The sequence below is a fragment of the Paraburkholderia sp. MM5482-R2 genome, assembly GCF_050436125.1.
Classification (GTDB): Bacteria; Pseudomonadota; Gammaproteobacteria; order Burkholderiales; family Burkholderiaceae; genus Paraburkholderia; species Paraburkholderia tuberum.
The window spans coordinates 2,743,468-2,759,365 of sequence record NZ_JBNDLP010000002.1 but is presented as its reverse complement, the minus strand read 5'-3'; the positions used below and the strand labels follow the sequence as shown (position 1 = coordinate 2,759,365).

The 15,898-nt window shown below is 63.5% G+C and carries 13 protein-coding genes, 5 tRNA genes and 2 pseudogenes; 13 read left to right on the top strand and 7 right to left on the bottom strand.

Annotated elements, in window-relative coordinates; all coding sequences use genetic code 11:
* Positions 1-112: 112 nt before the first annotated feature.
* Entirely contained in the window at positions 113-778 is a 666-nt protein-coding gene (locus OKW37_RS15545; RefSeq protein ID WP_429355731.1) for a C40 family peptidase, read from the top strand.
* A gap of 52 nt (positions 779-830) precedes the next feature.
* On the opposite strand, the gene OKW37_RS15540 is transcribed toward OKW37_RS15545, so the two are convergent.
* Entirely contained in the window at positions 831-1,778 is a 948-nt protein-coding gene (locus tag OKW37_RS15540; protein ID WP_429405532.1) for a patatin-like phospholipase family protein, read from the bottom strand.
* A 488-nt stretch (positions 1,779-2,266) separates the two neighbouring features.
* Here OKW37_RS15540 and gltX point away from each other — a divergent pair, with 488 nt between their 5' ends.
* The 8 genes and pseudogenes from gltX to OKW37_RS15500 all read left to right on the top strand — a co-directional run bounded on the left by gltX (position 2,267) and on the right by OKW37_RS15500 (position 5,814).
* A complete protein-coding gene (gene gltX, locus OKW37_RS15535) occupies positions 2,267-3,676 on the top strand; it encodes a glutamate--tRNA ligase (protein ID WP_429405534.1) in 1,410 nt (469 codons plus the stop codon).
* A 119-nt stretch (positions 3,677-3,795) separates the two neighbouring features.
* A tRNA-Ala gene (locus OKW37_RS15530) sits at positions 3,796-3,871 on the top strand.
* A 187-nt stretch (positions 3,872-4,058) separates the two neighbouring features.
* A tRNA-Glu gene (locus OKW37_RS15525) sits at positions 4,059-4,134 on the top strand.
* 90 nt (positions 4,135-4,224) lie between these two features.
* Positions 4,225-4,301: transfer RNA gene (locus OKW37_RS15520), tRNA-Asp, on the top strand.
* A 61-nt stretch (positions 4,302-4,362) separates the two neighbouring features.
* Positions 4,363-4,438, top strand: a tRNA-Glu gene (locus tag OKW37_RS15515).
* A gap of 80 nt (positions 4,439-4,518) precedes the next feature.
* A tRNA-Asp gene (locus OKW37_RS15510) sits at positions 4,519-4,595 on the top strand.
* 487 nt (positions 4,596-5,082) lie between these two features.
* Positions 5,083-5,211 (top strand): annotated as a pseudogene (locus tag OKW37_RS15505) (reverse transcriptase domain-containing protein); the annotation flags it as partial.
* A gap of 138 nt (positions 5,212-5,349) precedes the next feature.
* Positions 5,350-5,814 (top strand): GNAT family N-acetyltransferase, encoded by a 465-nt coding sequence (locus tag OKW37_RS15500; protein WP_184056962.1) that lies wholly within the window; start codon positions 5,350-5,352, stop codon positions 5,812-5,814.
* Positions 5,815-5,861: 47 nt separating this feature from the next.
* Here OKW37_RS15500 and OKW37_RS15495 read toward each other — a convergent pair whose 3' ends face one another.
* Complete coding sequence (locus OKW37_RS15495; protein ID WP_429405536.1) at positions 5,862-6,761, bottom strand: AraC family transcriptional regulator; 900 nt, start codon at positions 6,759-6,761, stop codon at positions 5,862-5,864.
* Positions 6,762-6,943: 182 nt separating this feature from the next.
* On the opposite strand from OKW37_RS15495, the gene OKW37_RS15490 reads away from it, so the two are divergent.
* A complete protein-coding gene (locus OKW37_RS15490) occupies positions 6,944-7,345 on the top strand; it encodes a gamma-glutamylcyclotransferase family protein (RefSeq protein WP_184056958.1) in 402 nt (133 codons plus the stop codon).
* A gap of 127 nt (positions 7,346-7,472) precedes the next feature.
* Here the strand turns inward: OKW37_RS15490 and aceB are convergent, their stop codons facing one another.
* Together aceB and OKW37_RS15480 are read right to left on the bottom strand one after the other, a co-directional pair.
* On the bottom strand, positions 7,473-9,065 hold the full coding sequence (gene aceB, locus OKW37_RS15485) for a malate synthase A (RefSeq protein WP_429405538.1): 1,593 nt from the start codon (positions 9,063-9,065) through the stop codon (positions 7,473-7,475).
* Between the two features lie 80 nt (positions 9,066-9,145).
* Positions 9,146-9,952 (bottom strand): haloacid dehalogenase type II, encoded by an 807-nt coding sequence (locus OKW37_RS15480; protein WP_429405539.1) that lies wholly within the window; start codon positions 9,950-9,952, stop codon positions 9,146-9,148.
* A 151-nt stretch (positions 9,953-10,103) separates the two neighbouring features.
* On the opposite strand from OKW37_RS15480, the gene OKW37_RS15475 reads away from it, so the two are divergent.
* Positions 10,104-11,006, top strand: coding sequence for a LysR family transcriptional regulator (locus OKW37_RS15475; protein WP_429405540.1), 903 nt, complete (start codon positions 10,104-10,106; stop codon positions 11,004-11,006).
* Positions 11,007-11,133: 127 nt separating this feature from the next.
* Positions 11,134-11,568, top strand: a complete 435-nt coding sequence (locus OKW37_RS15470) for a universal stress protein (protein WP_429405541.1) — start codon at positions 11,134-11,136, stop codon at positions 11,566-11,568.
* Between the two features lie 270 nt (positions 11,569-11,838).
* On the opposite strand, the gene aceA is transcribed toward OKW37_RS15470, so the two are convergent.
* Positions 11,839-13,143, bottom strand: a complete 1,305-nt coding sequence (gene aceA, locus OKW37_RS15465; protein ID WP_184057372.1) for an isocitrate lyase — start codon at positions 13,141-13,143, stop codon at positions 11,839-11,841.
* Positions 13,144-13,544: 401 nt separating this feature from the next.
* Complete coding sequence (locus OKW37_RS15460; protein ID WP_429405542.1) at positions 13,545-15,152, bottom strand: DEAD/DEAH box helicase; 1,608 nt, start codon at positions 15,150-15,152, stop codon at positions 13,545-13,547.
* 8 nt (positions 15,153-15,160) lie between these two features.
* Here OKW37_RS15460 and OKW37_RS15455 point away from each other — a divergent pair, with 8 nt between their 5' ends.
* On the top strand, positions 15,161-15,484 hold the full coding sequence (locus OKW37_RS15455) for a hypothetical protein (RefSeq protein ID WP_184056947.1): 324 nt from the start codon (positions 15,161-15,163) through the stop codon (positions 15,482-15,484).
* Between the two features lie 178 nt (positions 15,485-15,662).
* Here the strand turns inward: OKW37_RS15455 and OKW37_RS15450 are convergent.
* Positions 15,663-15,863: pseudogene (locus OKW37_RS15450) on the bottom strand (acyl-CoA-binding protein); the annotation flags it as partial.
* Positions 15,864-15,898: the final 35 nt, after the last annotated feature.

Below are 15,898 nucleotides of genomic sequence, written 5' to 3'. Positions count from 1 at the left end.
TGCGTCTGTCGATTGATTTTTCCTATTCCTTTTGACAGGCAAATACTTACTGGCTAGTATCGAGCAAACTTTTTTTCTAGACCCCTGATTTTTTGGCAAAAACTACCGACCAATGCAGCACAGAAACTTCACCCAGGCTTGCACGCGCGTCGTCGCCGGGATGTTCATTGGCGTCTTGATGGCAGCAGCTCCCGGCGCGTTCGCCGACGAAGTAAGCGGTTTTAATCAGAATGCCTCATATCCGCCCACCAACGGCTCGGATCCTCTCTCCCTTCTCACTCCCCAAACCAAGGCCGCAGGCGGCGAAAGCGGCAGCGCCAAATCGTTCCTTTCGGGCATGGCCGGCAAAGCGGGCGACGTGGTGGTCGGCGCGTTGAACATGATCGGCGTTCGCTACCGTTGGGGCGGCAATACGCCTGATTCGGGGCTCGATTGCAGCGGTTTCGTGCGCTACGTGTTCCAGGACACGCTCGGTCTCGCGCTGCCGCGCCGTGCCGAGGAAATGAGCCGCCTGGGCGAGAAGGTGCGGGTAAGCGACCTGAAGCCGGGCGATCTGGTGTTCTTCAATACGATGCGCCGCACGTTCTCGCACGTCGGCATCTATATCGGCGACAACAAGTTCGTGCACTCGCCGTCCACCGGCAGCACGATCCGCGTCGACGACATGGATGACGGCTACTGGGAAAAGCGCTTTACGGGTGCGCGTCGGATCGAGACCTCGTATCAGGCCGACGATCTGCGCAAGCGCGTGACCGCGACGATCGGCGGGAATAACTGATTCGGCGCCAGGCCTGGCGATAAAAAAGCCTGCTTCGTGCGTCGCCGGGCTTTCAGGCTCCCATGAGCCGCGCGGCGAGCTTGCGCTGCAACTCCGGCATCATCTTCGCGACCGCTTCCTCGCCGGCGAGGATCGCGGCGTTGCGCTGTGAGAAATCGCTGCCGCTCATCGCCGCGAGATTCGGCCGGATCACCACGTCGGCGTACTTGTCGAGCTCGTAGGCCTTGATCGTCTGGCCCATGATCGTGAAGGTCTGCATCAACACGTCGAACGAGCTTGCCGTGACGCCGTTTTCCGGTCGCTGGGAGATATCGACGGCGATCACGAAATCCGCACCCATCTTGCGCGCGAACGACGCCGGTACCGGACTCACGAGACCCCCATCCACGTACTCGTGACCGCCGATCTTCACCGGCTCGAAAATCGACGGCACGCTGCACGACGCGCGCACCGCGATGCCGGTGTTGCCACGCTGGAACAGGATCGGCTGGCCGGTTTGCAGATCGGTCGCGACCACGCCGAGCGGCCTCGCCATCTTCTCGATCGGGCGGTTGTTCAGCGTCGTGTTCAGGTAGTTCTGCAGCGCCACACCCTGCAGGAAGCCGCGCGTACGAAACGGCATCGCCCAGTCGCTGATCGACGCTTCGTCCATCGACAGCGCGAGCTTGTTCAGCGCGAAGCCGTTCATGCCCGACGCGTACAGCGCGCCGACGACGGAGCCGGCGCTCGTGCCGGCGATCAGGTCGATCTGGATATTGCGCGCCTCGAGAGCCTTGATGACGCCGATGTGCGCAAAGCCGCGCGCGGCGCCGCCGCCGAGAGCGAGCGCGACGCGAACCGGCTTCTGTTGCGCTTTTTCAGGCGGCGGGGGAACGGCGGGCGTCGCGGTGATCGGCGCGCCATCGAGTTTGCCGGCGGTCGTGGTGCAGGCGGCAAGCACCGCGGATGCGGCCGCTAGCGAAAAGCTGCGGCGGCTCAAGTTCGGGGATGAGGGTTTCAACGAGTTCTCCAGCAACGGCGCGCGCGACGCGAGCGGCGTCGCGCGTACCGCGATCAGGCTGAGGTCAGACCGGGCGGATCGCCGACGGCGATTGCGCGCGCTTGCAGCGGTGTTCGCTCCGGATCGGATCGAGGTGCGGTAAGCCCGCATCGCAGCGCGCGCACATCTTAATGCAAACGATCGGCTCGCGCGGTCCGCTGTAATGAAACGTTGCAGAGGAAGTATTCGGAACTGACGCGGCGCTTTTTCAAGATGAGTTGGGCGAGCGCCGGGAAGGTGCGTACGCAGATGTCCGGACGCCGTTCGCCCATGCGCCATAGGCCGTTCGGACGAGGGCGGCAACCCGCGTGCGGAAGGTATAATTCGGCTCTTGCACTTATTCCCTCGTGGCCGTGCGCGACGTCGCGCGCAGCATGGGCACGCTTCGCTGCCGCGCTTCGCAGTCGTGTTCGCCTGAGCGCCGGCGCCTGTTTTCCGAGTAACCGCTAATGACCACCTCCGTTCGTACCCGTTTCGCACCGAGTCCCACCGGCTTCATCCACCTGGGCAACATCCGCTCCGCGCTGTATCCGTGGGCGTTCGCGCGCAAGATGAAAGGGACCTTCGTGCTGCGGGTCGAGGACACCGACCTCGAGCGCTCCACGACCGAATCCGTCGACGCGATTCTCGAAGGCATGGCGTGGCTCGGCCTCGATTTCGACGAAGGCCCGTTCTACCAGATGCAGCGCATGGACCGGTACGGCGAAGTGCTGAAGCAGATGCAGGAGGCGGGGCTCGTCTATCCGTGCTACATGTCGACCGAAGAGCTCGAAGCGCTGCGCGAGCGCCAGCGCGAAGCAGGCGAAAAGCCGCGCTACGACGGCACGTGGCGCCCGGAGCCGGGCAAGGTGCTGCCGGAGCCGCCCGTGGGCGTGAAGCCGGTGCTAAGGTTTCGCAATCCGCTGACCGGCGTGGTCGCGTGGGACGACGCGGTGAAAGGCCGCATCGAAATCTCGAACGAAGAACTCGACGACCTCGTGATCGCGCGTCCGGACGGCACGCCGACGTATAACTTCTGCGTCGTCGTCGACGATCTCGACATGCGCATCACTCACGTGATTCGTGGCGACGACCACGTCAACAACACGCCGCGCCAGATCAACATACTGCGCGCGCTCGGTGGCGAGCCGCCGGTGTATGCACACCTGCCGACCGTGCTGAACGAGCAGGGCGAGAAGATGAGCAAGCGCCACGGCGCAATGAGCGTGATGGGTTATCGCGATGCGGGGTATCTGCCGGAAGCGGTCGTCAACTATCTGGCGCGCCTCGGCTGGTCGCATGGTGACGCGGAGATTTTCACGCGCGAGCAGTTCGTCGAGTGGTTCGATCTCGAGCACCTCGGCAAGTCGCCGGCGCAGTACGACCATGACAAGCTGAACTGGCTCAACGCGCACTACATCAAGGAAGCCGACAGCGCACGCCTCGCCGAACTGGCGAAACCGTTCTTCGCGGAGCTCGACATCGACGAAGCCACACTCGCCCAAGGTCCGGATCTGACGGGCGTGGTGGGCCTGATGAAGCATCGGGCGTCGACCGTGAAGGAGATCGCGCAGAACGCCGCGATGTTCTATCGCACCCCGGCACCCGACGCTGAGTCGCTTGCACAGCACGTCACCGACGCGGTTCGTCCGGCGCTCGCTGATCTGGCCGCTGCATTGAATACGGTCGAATGGACCAAGGAGGCGATCGCCGCCGCGCTGAAAGCGACGCTCGGCACGCACAAGCTGAAGATGCCGCAGCTCGCGATGCCGGTGCGTCTGCTGGTGGCGGGTACGACACATACACCGTCGATCGATAGCGTGCTGATGCTGTTCGGTCGCGACGTCGTCGTTAGCCGCATCGAAAAAGCGCTTGGCTAATCCGTTGGCGGCGTGCGTCAGAGGTTTCGCATGCCGCCGGAAAAATCCGCATGTAATCGCTCAAAGGGTATTTACAAAGCGCAGATCGCCCTCTAAAATCTCGTTTCTCTGATGTGCGCGGGGGTATAGCTCAGCTGGGAGAGCGCTTGCATGGCATGCAAGAGGTCAGCGGTTCGATCCCGCTTACCTCCACCAACAGAGCAAAGAGGTGAAAGTGGTTAAGAAGTCTGATAGTTGTAGAAAAAAGACTTCACAAATCGCTGAAATGTAGTTAAAGTAGCGGTCTTCGCTGTTGACCTGAAAATAGCTTGGCGAATTAACTGAAAAGTTAGCGCGAGTTGATCAAGTCAAAAGCGAATTGAGACGGATCTGAAAAGATTTTGTCCCCTTCGTCTAGAGGCCTAGGACATCACCCTTTCACGGTGAGTACAGGGGTTCGAATCCCCTAGGGGACGCCAAACATCAGCGTCGCTTTAGTATTCGAGTAGTAGTAAAGCAGCGCAGCTTGCAGAGAATTAACCGACGCTCGCAAGCAGGGTGTAAAGACTGGAGTGGTAGTTCAGTCGGTTAGAATACCGGCCTGTCACGCCGGGGGTCGCGGGTTCGAGTCCCGTCCACTCCGCCAGACAAAGCCCGTTCACACATACTTGAACGGGCTTTTTCATTAAAGGTGTAAGCAGTACGTTGTCCCCTTCGTCTAGAGGCCTAGGACATCACCCTTTCACGGTGAGTACAGGGGTTCGAATCCCCTAGGGGACGCCAGAACATCGGCGTCGTTCGGTTGGAAGTTTGAACGGTGCAGCAAGCTGAGAGTATGGCTCGCAGGCTGCGATGCAAAATCTGGAGCGGTAGTTCAGTTGGTTAGAATACCGGCCTGTCACGCCGGGGGTCGCGGGTTCGAGTCCCGTCCGCTCCGCCAGATTTGAGAAAGCCCACTTCGCAAGAAGTGGGCTTTTTTTATTGTGCGCCCAGCATGGGCGCACTCCTGCGAGTGCAAGTCCCGCCATGAGCTGGTCACAGCGAATGAAGTGAAGCGCAACTGCATGACGGCGGCCGAATGTGGGAAGGAAGCGTGGAGCGTAAGTCGCGAGCCGATAAACAAGAACCGCATAGAAGGCGTTGCCAAGCAGGGCGGGCGGGTAATAGACCGCGAAGCTCTCGTGACCAGGACGAAGCGGCGTAAATGCGGCGGCTGTGCCATGAAGGAGTGCGCTCTTACCTACGGCTTCCGGCCCGGACGGCGTGCGCACGACGCGGCGATTTATGAACAGTTGCAGAGGGGACGTACCGGCCCGCTCCGGTATGTCGGGTGACGATCCCCAAACCGGTCGGAGGTCAACCACGACATCCTGATTGACCGTCTACAGAAAACGAATTGGGGAGGCCAGCGTGATCCGGTTGATCCGCCGTTGCTGGCCAACGTGTTGCTCGACGTGGTGGACAAGGAACTGGAACGGCGCGGCCACTGCTTCGTGCGCTGTGCCGACGATGCGAACGTGTATGTCCGCAGCCGTCGTGCTGGTGAGCGGGTGATGGCGCCTGCACATAGGACCGTAACCGCTCCGTTTCTACTGCCGTTGCAGGCCGCCTCCCGGAAGGCTCGGGACAAACAGCCATTGCCAGCGCGCGCGGCCTGTTTTACCGTTTATCCGACTCATCCTCGCGGTCCTGCCATGTTCGATCCCACCGAAGCTCCGTCACCGTTTCATCTGCGCACGGCCAGCATGGACGATTTCGAGTTTGCCGAGGCGCTGACCCGCAACAACATGGGCGGCTACTATCGCCGGCATCATCTGGTGTGGCGCAGCGATCTGTTTCTCGGCAGCTGGCGCGAATCGGAGAATTTCATTCTCGAAGTGGATGGCGTGCCCATGGGCGTGCTGCGTATCACCGAGGAGGGTGATTCGCTGCATATCCGCGACGTGCAGATCGCCGAAGGATATCGTCGGCTTGGCGCCGGTACGTTCCTGCTCGACATCTCGCATCAATGGGCGCGCGAGCGCGGGCTGCGCGAGTTGCAGTTGCGCGTGTTCGTCGACAATCCGGCGGCGCGGCTCTATCTGCGCAAGGGCTATAAGCTCACCGGGCCGCGGCTCGCGCAGCTAGGCGCAATCCGTCATCTGGCGCGGCGGGTTTGAGGCGTGCCCCGCATTGATGGCCGACGCGCACCGCTAGTTGTCGCCATTCACCGCTCGGCGACGTCCGTCGAACCGGCTTGATCCTGTGCCGTTTCTTCATCCGTTTGCGCGTCATCATGCTCGCCGTTGCTCGCGCGATGCTCGGCGCCTCGTTCGATAAACGCGCGTGGACTCGCGCCGAACGCACGCCGGAACATCGCGGAGAAGGCGCTCTGGCTCTGATAGCCCAGTTCCTGCGCGACGTGCGACAGCGGCCGTCCCTGGCTCAACAATGGAATGGCGCGCGCGAGAATCGCCTGCTGACGCCACTGCGAAAAACTCACACCCAGCTCCTGGCGGAACAGCCGCGCGATCGTGCGCGTGCTCGCGCCCACCGTCGATGCCCACTGCTCGAGCGACTCGCCATGCATCGGGTCGGCGATCACGGCCTCGCACAGCGCGCGCAGGCGCTTTTCGCTGGGCATCGGCACGGACAGCGGCAACGGCTCGGAGCGCGTCAGTTCATCGAGCGCGAGCGCGCCGAGCAGCTGCTCGCGCGCGGCGGACAGGCCAGGCGTATCGAGCGCGGCAATCACCTCGCGCAACAGGTTCGATACTTCGACGACGCGCGGCGTATCGAGCCCGGCCGGCACCGTACTCTCGGTGATGTACAGCGTGCGCAGGAACGCATCCTCGACGGCGACCACTTCGTGCGTCACATGCGGCGGCAACCAGATTGCGCGCGATGGCGGCACCATCCATGTCGTGCCCGTCGTTGCTACCAGCAGTACGCCGCGCGACGCATACGCGACCTGCGCCCAGGCATGCGTATGACGCGCGATATGCCAGCCCGCCGGCATTGGCCGCGAGCGCACGCGGATCGGATGCATCTCGTTCGGCGCGAACTCGGGCGGTATGTCGGCGAAACGCACGCGGCTCAACAAGTCGGAGTCGGAGGACGAGGTCATGGCAAGGTCGGTTCGGATCACGGAGCTGGCAACGGCGAAGCGCGGTCGAGGCCATTCACCGCCGCGGGCATCAAGCATTGTAGGCCGTGCCCAGTTTCTGTTGCCGACGGGCCGCCGTTGCATAATGTCCCGATGGCCTCCGAGCCACCGACATCACCTCTGACCATGGAGACTCAACGACGATGCAGACCGTCTTTGTCTACGGCACGCTGCGTGCCGGTGAAACCAACGACATCAGCGAAGCCGCCGCGCGCAACGACATCCCCGCACCGAGCCTGCTCGGCAGTACCACCGTGCGCGGCCATCTGTTCGATTTTGGCGACTATCCGGGTCTCGTCGTCGACGAAGCGGGTATCGACGTGCGCGGCGACGTCTATGAAATCGACGATGCGCTCGTCGCGGTGCTCGACGAAATCGAAGCCGTGTATCCGGGCGTCGAGGATCGTTTTCTGACACGTGAGGTGATGGTCAAAGTGGACGGCAACGTCGTGAATTGCCGCTTCTATCCGGTCGCGCCGAGCGCCGTAAAAGGGCTGCCCGAGATCCGTTCAGGAGATTGGGTCGAACATCGGCGCACGCGCTGAGCTGGTCCACGAAGGCGAGCAAAAAAAACGGCGCGCCACGTATGTCCGCGGCGTGCCGTCCTTCAAGCCGACGCGATCACCTGGCTCGAGCAGGCCCAAGGCGCTCGAGCCCGCATCATCAACACCATCAAATCTCTTCGTAAAGCGGCAGCGTCAGAAAATCGGTGAACTGCTCCGCGGTCGACATCTGCTCGAAGATCTGCGCGGCACGCTCATACGGCTTCGTATCTTCGCCCACCGTCTGTTTGACCTTGTCGAGCTCCTGCGCCGCGAGCTCGCGCACCAGTTCGACCGTCACCTTGCGACCGTCGTCGAGTTTGCCCTTCGGCGAGCGGATCCACTGCCAGACCTGCGAGCGCGAAATCTCGGCGGTGGCCGCATCTTCCATCAGGTTGTGAATCGGCACACAGCCATTGCCCGCGAGCCACGAACCGAGGTAGTGAATGCCGACGTTGATGTTGTTGCGCAAGCCCGCTTCGGTGATCGGCGTTTCCGGGCGGAAGTCGAGCAGGTCGGTCGCGCTCACGAGCACGTCGACGCGCTGCTTGCCGATCTGGTTCGGCCGATCGCCGAGCACCTTGACGAACTCTTCCATCGCGACCGGCACGAGGCCCGGGTGCGCGACCCAGCCGCCGTCGTAGCCGTCGCCCGCGTCGCGCGCCTTGTCTGAACGTACGCCGGCCATCGCCTTGTCGTTCGCGGCCGCATCGTTCTTGATCGGAATCAGCGCGCTCATGCCGCCGATCGCCGGCGCGTTGCGGCGATGGCAGGTCTTCAGCAGCAGCAACGCGTACGCGCGCATGAACGGCGAGGTCATCGTGATCTGCGAGCGATCTGCGAGGCAGAAGTCGCGGTCGCTCTTGAACTTCTTGATCGCCGAGAAGATGTAGTCCCAGCGGCCCGCGTTCAGGCCCGAGCTATGTTCACGCAGCTCGTACAGGATCTCGTCCATTTCGAACGCGGCGACGATCGTCTCGATCAGCACCGTCGCGCGAATCGTGCCGCGCGGCACGCCGACCGCTTCCTGCGCGGCGACGAAGAGGTCGTTCCACAGCCGCGCTTCGAGATGGCTCTCCATCTTCGGCAGATAGAAGTACGGACCCGAGCCGCGCGCGATCAACTCCTTCGCGTTGTGCACCATGTACAGCGCGAAATCGAAGATGCCGCCCGACACGCGCTGGCCGTCGACCTTCACGTGCTTCTCGTCGAGATGCCAGCCGCGCGGACGTACGATCAGCGTCGCGGTCCTGTCGTTGAGCCGATACGACTTGCCGTTCTGTTCGAGCGAGATCGTGCGGCGCACCGCGTCCTTCAGATTGATATGACCGGTGATCTGATTGTCCCAGCTCGGCGCGTTCGAATCCTCGAAGTCGGTCATGTAGGAGTCGGCGCCCGAATTGAGCGCGTTGATGATCATCTTGCGCTCGACGGGGCCGGTGATCTCGACGCGCCGGCACTGCAGATCCTGCGGCAGCGGCGCGATCTTCCAGTCGCCTTCGCGCACGCTCTTCGTGGCGGCGAGGAAGTCGGGCCGCTCGCCCGCGTCGAGCCGCTTCGCGCGCTCGACGCGCGCCTGCAGCAACTGCTGACGGCGCGGCTCGAACGTACGGTGCAAGGCCGCGACGAGTTCCAGCGCTTCGCGGGTGAGGATCGCTTCAAAGCCGGGCTTGATGTCGCCGGTGATTTCCATGCCTTGCGGCAACGACAGCGGATTAGCCATGTTTTTTCCTTGGTCGGTCAGATTGCAAAAATGCGAAGGTTGAAAAGGGGGAAGTGGATTGCCGAATGCGAGGGGCGCCGTCATACGCGCGGGCCGGCGCGCTTGCGACTGCCACTGCCAGGAACTTTCGTTCGACGGCCGCCGCTCGAACGTGACGACGTCGCGAGTGTGCGCAGAAAGTCCAGCAGATCGTTCATGCCGCTACCGGTGCCATGCGGCGTCACGCCGAGCTCTTCGACGGGCAGGTTCTGCCGGTTCAGCCAGAACGTCGTGAAGCCGAACCATGTCGCGCCCGCGACGTCCCAGCCGTTCGACGACACGAACACGATCTCGCGCGCGGCCACGCCGAACGCGTCGGGGCCGAGCGCATACGCGGCAGGCGAGGGTTTGTACGCGCGCACGGCGTCGACCGACAGCACGTGATCGAAGAGGGTGTTCATGCCGGCGCTCTTGACCGCGATATCGAGCATTTGCGGATTGCCGTTTGACAGAATCGCGAGCCCCACGCGTGGCGCGGCGGCGGCCTCGCGCAACGCACGCAGCACGGGCACCGCGTCGGGAAATGCGGACAGGCACGTGTATTCGTCCATCAGCCGCTTTTCGGCCGCGCGGCCGAGCGTGAGCTGCAGTCTTTTCGCGGCGAAGCGCAGCGCGTCGAGCGTGATGTCCCAGAACGGGCGGTAGTGTTCGCCGGGGGCGTCGCTGCGCGCGGCAAGCGTGCGCAATTGCGTGTATTCGATCTGCTTCTGGCGCCACAGCTGCGACAGCGCGTCGCCGTGGCCGGGGAACAGTTGCTCCGCGGCGGCGATCACCGAATGCACGTCGAACAACGTGCCGTAGGCGTCGAAAATCACTGCTCGCGGGGAAGGTGTCGTTGTGGCCGACATTGCCATGCGCTCCTGTCAGAGGTCGGGATCGATTGTATTGCTGACCTTAGGTGCTAAAAAATAGGCTAAAGATCACTTGATCTTTTACTTTTGCGTGCCTAATCTGAGGCGCACTGCTCACTGTTCCGCCTCGCCGCGGCGCGTATCGTTCATGGACCGTTTCAAGCAGATCGAGACCTTCGCCACTGTCGCGGCCAAAGGGAGTCTGTCCGCGGCGGCGCTCGCCGAGGGCGTCGCGCCCGCGATCATCGGCCGGCGCATCGACGCACTGGAGGAGCGCCTCGGCGTCAAGCTGCTCGTGCGCACGACGCGCAAGCTCACGCTGACCTTCGAAGGCTCGGCCTTTCTCGAAGACTGCCAGCGCATTCTTCACGACATGCAGAACGCCGAGGCGAGCGTGTCGGCGGGCGGCGTGAAGGCGAGCGGCCATCTCCGGCTGTCGGCGCCGGCCGGCTTCGGGCGCCGGCACGTGGCGCCACTGGTGCCCGCGTTCACGGTCGCGCATCCGGACGTGTCGATCACGCTCGATCTGTCCGACCGCCTCGTCGACCTCGTCAACGAAGGCTTCGATTGCGCGGTGCGGCTCGGCGAGTTGCCCGATTCGTCGCTGGTGTCGCTGAAGCTCGCGGAGAACCGGCGCGTATGCGTCGCGTCGCCCGCGTATCTGAGCCGGCGCGGCGCGCCGCGCAGCCTGGCCGATCTCGCGCGCCACAACTGCCTCGCGCTCGGCGCCAGCGCGAACCAGCAGCGCGGCTGGATGTTTCAGCACGACGGCAAGGTCGTGTCGATCAAGGTGTCCGGCACGATGGAGTGCTCGGACGGCGCGGTGCTGCACGAATGGTGTCTCGCCGGACACGGGCTCGCGTGGCGCTCGTGGTGGGAGGTCGGCGCGGAGATCGCGGCGGGCCGCCTCGTCAGCGTGCTCGACGAATTCGCCGCGCCGCCGATCGGCATCCACGCGGTGTTCCCGCAGCGCCGTCATCTGCCGCTGCGGGTGCGGCTGTTTCTGGACTTTCTCAAGCATACGTACGGCGAACCCGGTTACTGGGACTGATGCGCCAATCTCCAGACAGACGCGAATACCCGCATTCATACGCATTACAATCGTTTCGAGCAGCCTGCACCCTGGGCTTTGTTGGACGCTGACGCCGTGCTGCGGGCCGCCGGCGACGGAGGGGATCATGTTCAGGCACATCCTGATTCCGACCGATGGTTCAGATCTGTCACGCAAGGCGATAGCGGGCGCGATCGACCTCGCGCAGGCCGTGGGCGCCCGCGTTACCGCATACGCCTGTCTGCCGCAATATCCGTACTCGCCGTTCTCCGATGTCGTGGTCGAACCGCCCGGCGAGTTCCTGCAACGCAGCGAGCGCGAGGCGCGCGTGCATCTGCGCGAAGTCGAGCATGCGGCGCACCGCGTCGGCGTCAGTGTCGAGAGCCGCACGAGCGTGCATCCGGCGCCGTATCTCGGCATCATCGAAGCGGCGGAGCAGGGGCGCTGCGACGTGATCTTCATGGCATCGCATGGGCGGCGCGGGCTCGGCAGCCTGCTGATCGGCAGTGAAACGCAGCGCGTGCTCACGCATACGAAAATTCCTGTGATCGTCTATCGCTGAATCGCTTGGCACTGCCGGCAGCGTGCCGGCAGGCACCGCCTTCGAAAAAAAGCGCGCCGGCGGCGCTGCCGGCGCGTTCAGGTTCGCCGCACGCTTGCCGCGTGCTGGCTTCTTTGAGACTCTCCGGCCGTCGGCGTTCGCGCTGACGCTCCTGCCAATCCAGCACGGCACGGCCCTCCCTGCGTCGGCGGCACTCTGGTGGTGCCGCTCGACGTTTGCCGATCGTTCCTGCGCTCAGGCCACGGGACTGCATAACCCGACTGGTTGATCTCAGGCGACCTTCTTGTCGAAGAACTGCTCGTTTTCCGTCGAACCGTGCAGCGCGGTCGTCGATGCTTCGCGCTCGACCGTCTGCGTGACCGCGTCGAAGTAGCCGGTGCCGACTTCGCGCTGATGCTTGACCGCGGTGAAGCCCTTTTCGGCCGCCGCGAACTCCGCCTGCTGCATTTCGACGAACGCGGTCATCTGGTTGCGCGCATAGCCGTACGCGAGGTTGAACATCGAGTAGTTCAGCGCGTGGAAGCCGGCCAGCGTGATGAACTGGAACTTGTAGCCCATCGCGCCGAGTTCGCGCTGGAACTTCGCGATCGTCGCGTCGTCGAGGTTCTTCTTCCAGTTGAACGACGGCGAGCAGTTGTACGACAGCAGTTGGTCCGGGTACTCCTTGTGGATCGCGTCGGCGAATTTCTTGGCGAACTCGAGGTCCGGCTTGCCGGTTTCGCACCAGATCATGTCTGCGTACGGCGCATAGGCGAGGCCGCGCGAGATTGCCTGCTCGAGACCGGGCTTCGTGCGGTAGAAGCCTTCGACGGTACGCTCGCCGGTCAGGAACGGGCGGTCGTTGTCGTCGATGTCCGAGGTCACGAGGTCGGCGGCTTCCGCGTCGGTGCGGGCGAGCAGCACGGTCGGCACGCCCGACACATCGGCGGCCAGACGCGCGGCTGTCAGCTTCGCGACGGCTTCGCGGGTCGGCACGAGCACCTTGCCACCCATGTGACCGCACTTCTTGACCGATGCGAGCTGGTCTTCGAAGTGCACGCCGGACGCGCCCGCTTCGATCATCGCCTTCATCAGTTCGAATGCGTTCAGCACGCCGCCGAAACCGGCTTCCGCGTCGGCCACGATCGGCGCGAAGTAATCGACGTAGCCTTCATCGCCCGGGTTCTTGCCTTCCGACCACTGGATCTGGTCGGCGCGCGTCAGCGTGTTGTTGATGCGCTTGACGACGAGGGGCACCGAGTTGGCCGGATACAGCGACTGGTCCGGGTACATTTCACCGGCGACGTTGGCATCGCCCGCGACCTGCCAGCCCGACAGATAGATTGCCTTCAGACCAGCCTTCACCTGCTGCATCGCCTGGTTGCCGGTCAGCGCGCCGAGCGAGTTGACGAACGGCTCGTTGTTGACGGCGGCCCACAGCTTTTCCGCGCCGCGCTTCGCGAGCGTGTGCTCAGGTTGCACCGAGCCGCGCAGACGCACCACGTCTTCGGCCGAGTAGGTGCGCTTGACACCTTTCCAACGCGGGTCCGATTCCCATTGCTGCTTGAGTTGCTGCACTTGCTGTTCGCGGGTCATGGTCATGATGTGCTCCTTCGATGCCAGTTATGGAGGATGGGTGACTCTGTCTTCTCGAAGCGTCGGGCCCGGAGAGGCGTTCTGTTTCGTGAAGTCTTATATAAGAGTCTAGGCAAATCGAAGGACGCACAATAGACGCCGCAAAGCGTTTTTCCAATATTTATTTTTATATAAAATCAATGACTTGATGCCTGCTTTTCGCGATAAGAAACGATATTTTCCCTGTTGCAATAGTCCTTCTTGTGCCTTGCAGCATGATTTTTTACGACGCAAAAAAATTTTTTACATCGTGAAATTTGGGGCGGCCAGTCGATAGACGAAAAAAAACCGGCGCCCGAGCGCCGGTTTTCTTCTGTGTCACGGACGGCGCGAAGCCATCCGGTCGGTCAGGTGGGTCGCTATTAGCTGCCGCGACGTGCCGAACGGGGACCGTCGTTGCGGCGCGCGCCGTAGCCGTCACGCGAGCCACCGCCGAAGCCTTCGCGCGAACCGCCGTGGCTTTCGCGCGAGCCGAAGCCTTCGCGCGAACCGCCGGCCGACTTGTTGCCCCAGCCGCCGCCGTTGCTGTTGCCAGTGCCGTTACCGTTGCGCGAGCCGCCGTAGCCGCCCGGCTTGCCCGAGCCGCTGCCGAAGCGACGGCCATTACCACCGCCAGGACGGCCGCGGCCGCCGAAGCCAGGACGGCCGTTGCCCGAGGGCGCCGCCTTGCGCGGCTCGAAGCCTTCGACGACGTTGACCGGAAGCGGCGTGCGCACGAAGCGCTCGATGCGCTTCAACGCGCCCTGTTCGGCGTGATGCACGAGGCTCACGGCGATACCCGAGCGGCCCGCACGGCCGGTACGGCCGATACGGTGCACGTAGTCTTCGGCGAACTTCGGCAGGTCGTAGTTGAACACGTGCGTGATGCCCGGGATGTCGATACCGCGAGCGGCGACGTCGGTCGCAACCAGCACGCGCACGCGGCGCTCGCGCAGTGCGCGGATCGTGCGGTTACGCGCGCCTTGCGGCAGGTCGCCGTGCAGCGCGGCCGATTCGAAGCCGGCGTCGGCCAGACGGCCCGCCAACTGGTCGGCGTCCATCTTGGTGGCCGTGAAGACGATGGCCTGGTCGAGGCCGTCGTCACGCAGCAGATGGTCGAGCAGACGGTCCTTGTGATCGCGGTCGTCGACGTAGTGGACGGTTTGCGCGATGTTGGTGCGCTGTTCCAAGCGCTGGACGATCTCGATCCGCTCCGGGTCCTTCAACAGACGGCCGGTCAGCGAGCCGATTTTGCCGTCGAGCGTGGCGGAGAACAGCATGGTCTGACGCGTAGCCGGCGTTTGGGCGACGATCGTGTCGATGTCGTCGATGAAGCCCATGTCGAGCATGCGGTCGGCTTCGTCGAGCACGAGGATCTGCAGTTGCGACAGATCGATGCGGCCGCGCTCGAGGTGGTCGATCAGACGGCCCGGCGTCGCGACGAGGATTTCAGGGTTCTTCGCGAGCAGCATCAGCTGCTGGCCATAAGCGACGCCGCCGAGAATGCTGACGGTGCGCAGGCGCTTCAGGTGCTTGCCGTAGGTCGCGGCGGCGGTCGTGACCTGCATCGCCAGTTCGCGGGTCGGGGTCAGCACCAGCATGGTAGGACGCGCGACCGGCTGCGGACGGCGGCCGCGGCCACCGTCGGCCGGGCGCGGCTCGCGCGGCTGGCTCGCCTGCGTCTTTTGCAGCTGCGAGAAACGCTCGATGGCGGGCAGCATGAACGCGGCGGTCTTGCCCGAGCCGGTCGGGCTCGAAACCAGCAGGTCGCGGCCGGCGATCGCTGCCGGCACCGCGCGTTGCTGCACCGGCGTCGGGTGCTCGTAGCCGGCGGCGGTCAGCGCGGAGACGACGTCCGCGGACAGGCCGAGCGACGCGAAGGTCGGCTTGGCGTCAGCCTGCGCGACGGCTTCGGGAGCGGCGGGCGTAAGACCGAGTGCTTCGTCGGCGACGGCGTTCAACGGGCTGCTGGGGGTGTTGCTCAAAGTCATGTGAATCCTTGAAAACGATCCTGGGTGGTTCATCGGATGAAAACGTCAACGCCAATCGGCATACCCAAGTCGTCGGATTCAGCGAGCAAAACAGCAGCGAGCAAATCGAAAAACGGGGGCAACTCGCGACAATGAAGGCGAGTTTTTCGTTAGAAGCTGTATCGGATGCGACGTGCCAACATGGCGAGTCGCCAGCCTGGGACTTGAGCCCGGAGTGGGCTAGGCAGAAGGGGACAGGTTCTAAACTGGATTGGAGCAAACGCTATGGACGCTGCGCCGCGAGGACCGCTGGAAAAAACGGGCAAAGCAGTGAAGCGCAGGCGGCATTGTAGCGACATTTGCTGCACTGCGCCACCATTCAGGCAATTCCGACAGAAGAAAGTGTCGGAATGAAGTAGGCGAGTGAGGGCGGCGGGCCGGAGCTTCGTGTCCGAAACTGCCGCGAGGCGGTCGCAGCATTGCCAGACGGCCATTTCGGCAGATGATTGGCGCGCCGGAAACTCAGGCCGCGGTGCCCTTGAGCGCCGCCCACGCATCGTACTTGTATTTGCCGACGAGGTCGGTGAAGCCCGGCTTGTCGCCGTGCACGTCGCCTTCGCTCGCCTGCTTGAAGAGCGCATAGAGACGCAGCAGCGTCAGGTTGCCCGGACGCTCGGGCAGTTGCTTGACGACTTGCTGGGCTTGCTCGAACTGGGAATTGATGTCGGTCATGGTCGTTTGGCCCGCGTGGCGGGATAGATGAGATC

Bases quoted from the DNA above. Each gene is read 5' to 3' on its own strand.
- OKW37_RS15480 (WP_429405539.1), bottom strand. From the start codon at position 9,952: ATGTCGGCCACAACGACACCTTCCCCGCGAGCAGTGATTTTCGACGCC.
- OKW37_RS15495 (WP_429405536.1), bottom strand. From the start codon at position 6,761: ATGACCTCGTCCTCCGACTCCGACTTGTTGAGCCGCGTGCGTTTCGCC.
- aceB (WP_429405538.1), bottom strand. From the start codon at position 9,065: ATGGCTAATCCGCTGTCGTTGCCGCAAGGCATGGAAATCACCGGCGAC.
- OKW37_RS15545 (WP_429355731.1), top strand. From the start codon at position 113: ATGCAGCACAGAAACTTCACCCAGGCTTGCACGCGCGTCGTCGCCGGG.
- OKW37_RS15460 (WP_429405542.1), bottom strand. From the start codon at position 15,152: ATGACTTTGAGCAACACCCCCAGCAGCCCGTTGAACGCCGTCGCCGAC.
- OKW37_RS15470 (WP_429405541.1), top strand. From the start codon at position 11,134: ATGTTCAGGCACATCCTGATTCCGACCGATGGTTCAGATCTGTCACGC.
- aceA (WP_184057372.1), bottom strand. From the start codon at position 13,143: ATGACCCGCGAACAGCAAGTGCAGCAACTCAAGCAGCAATGGGAATCG.
- OKW37_RS15500 (WP_184056962.1), top strand. From the start codon at position 5,350: ATGTTCGATCCCACCGAAGCTCCGTCACCGTTTCATCTGCGCACGGCC.
- gltX (WP_429405534.1), top strand. From the start codon at position 2,267: ATGACCACCTCCGTTCGTACCCGTTTCGCACCGAGTCCCACCGGCTTC.
- OKW37_RS15490 (WP_184056958.1), top strand. From the start codon at position 6,944: ATGCAGACCGTCTTTGTCTACGGCACGCTGCGTGCCGGTGAAACCAAC.
- OKW37_RS15475 (WP_429405540.1), top strand. From the start codon at position 10,104: ATGGACCGTTTCAAGCAGATCGAGACCTTCGCCACTGTCGCGGCCAAA.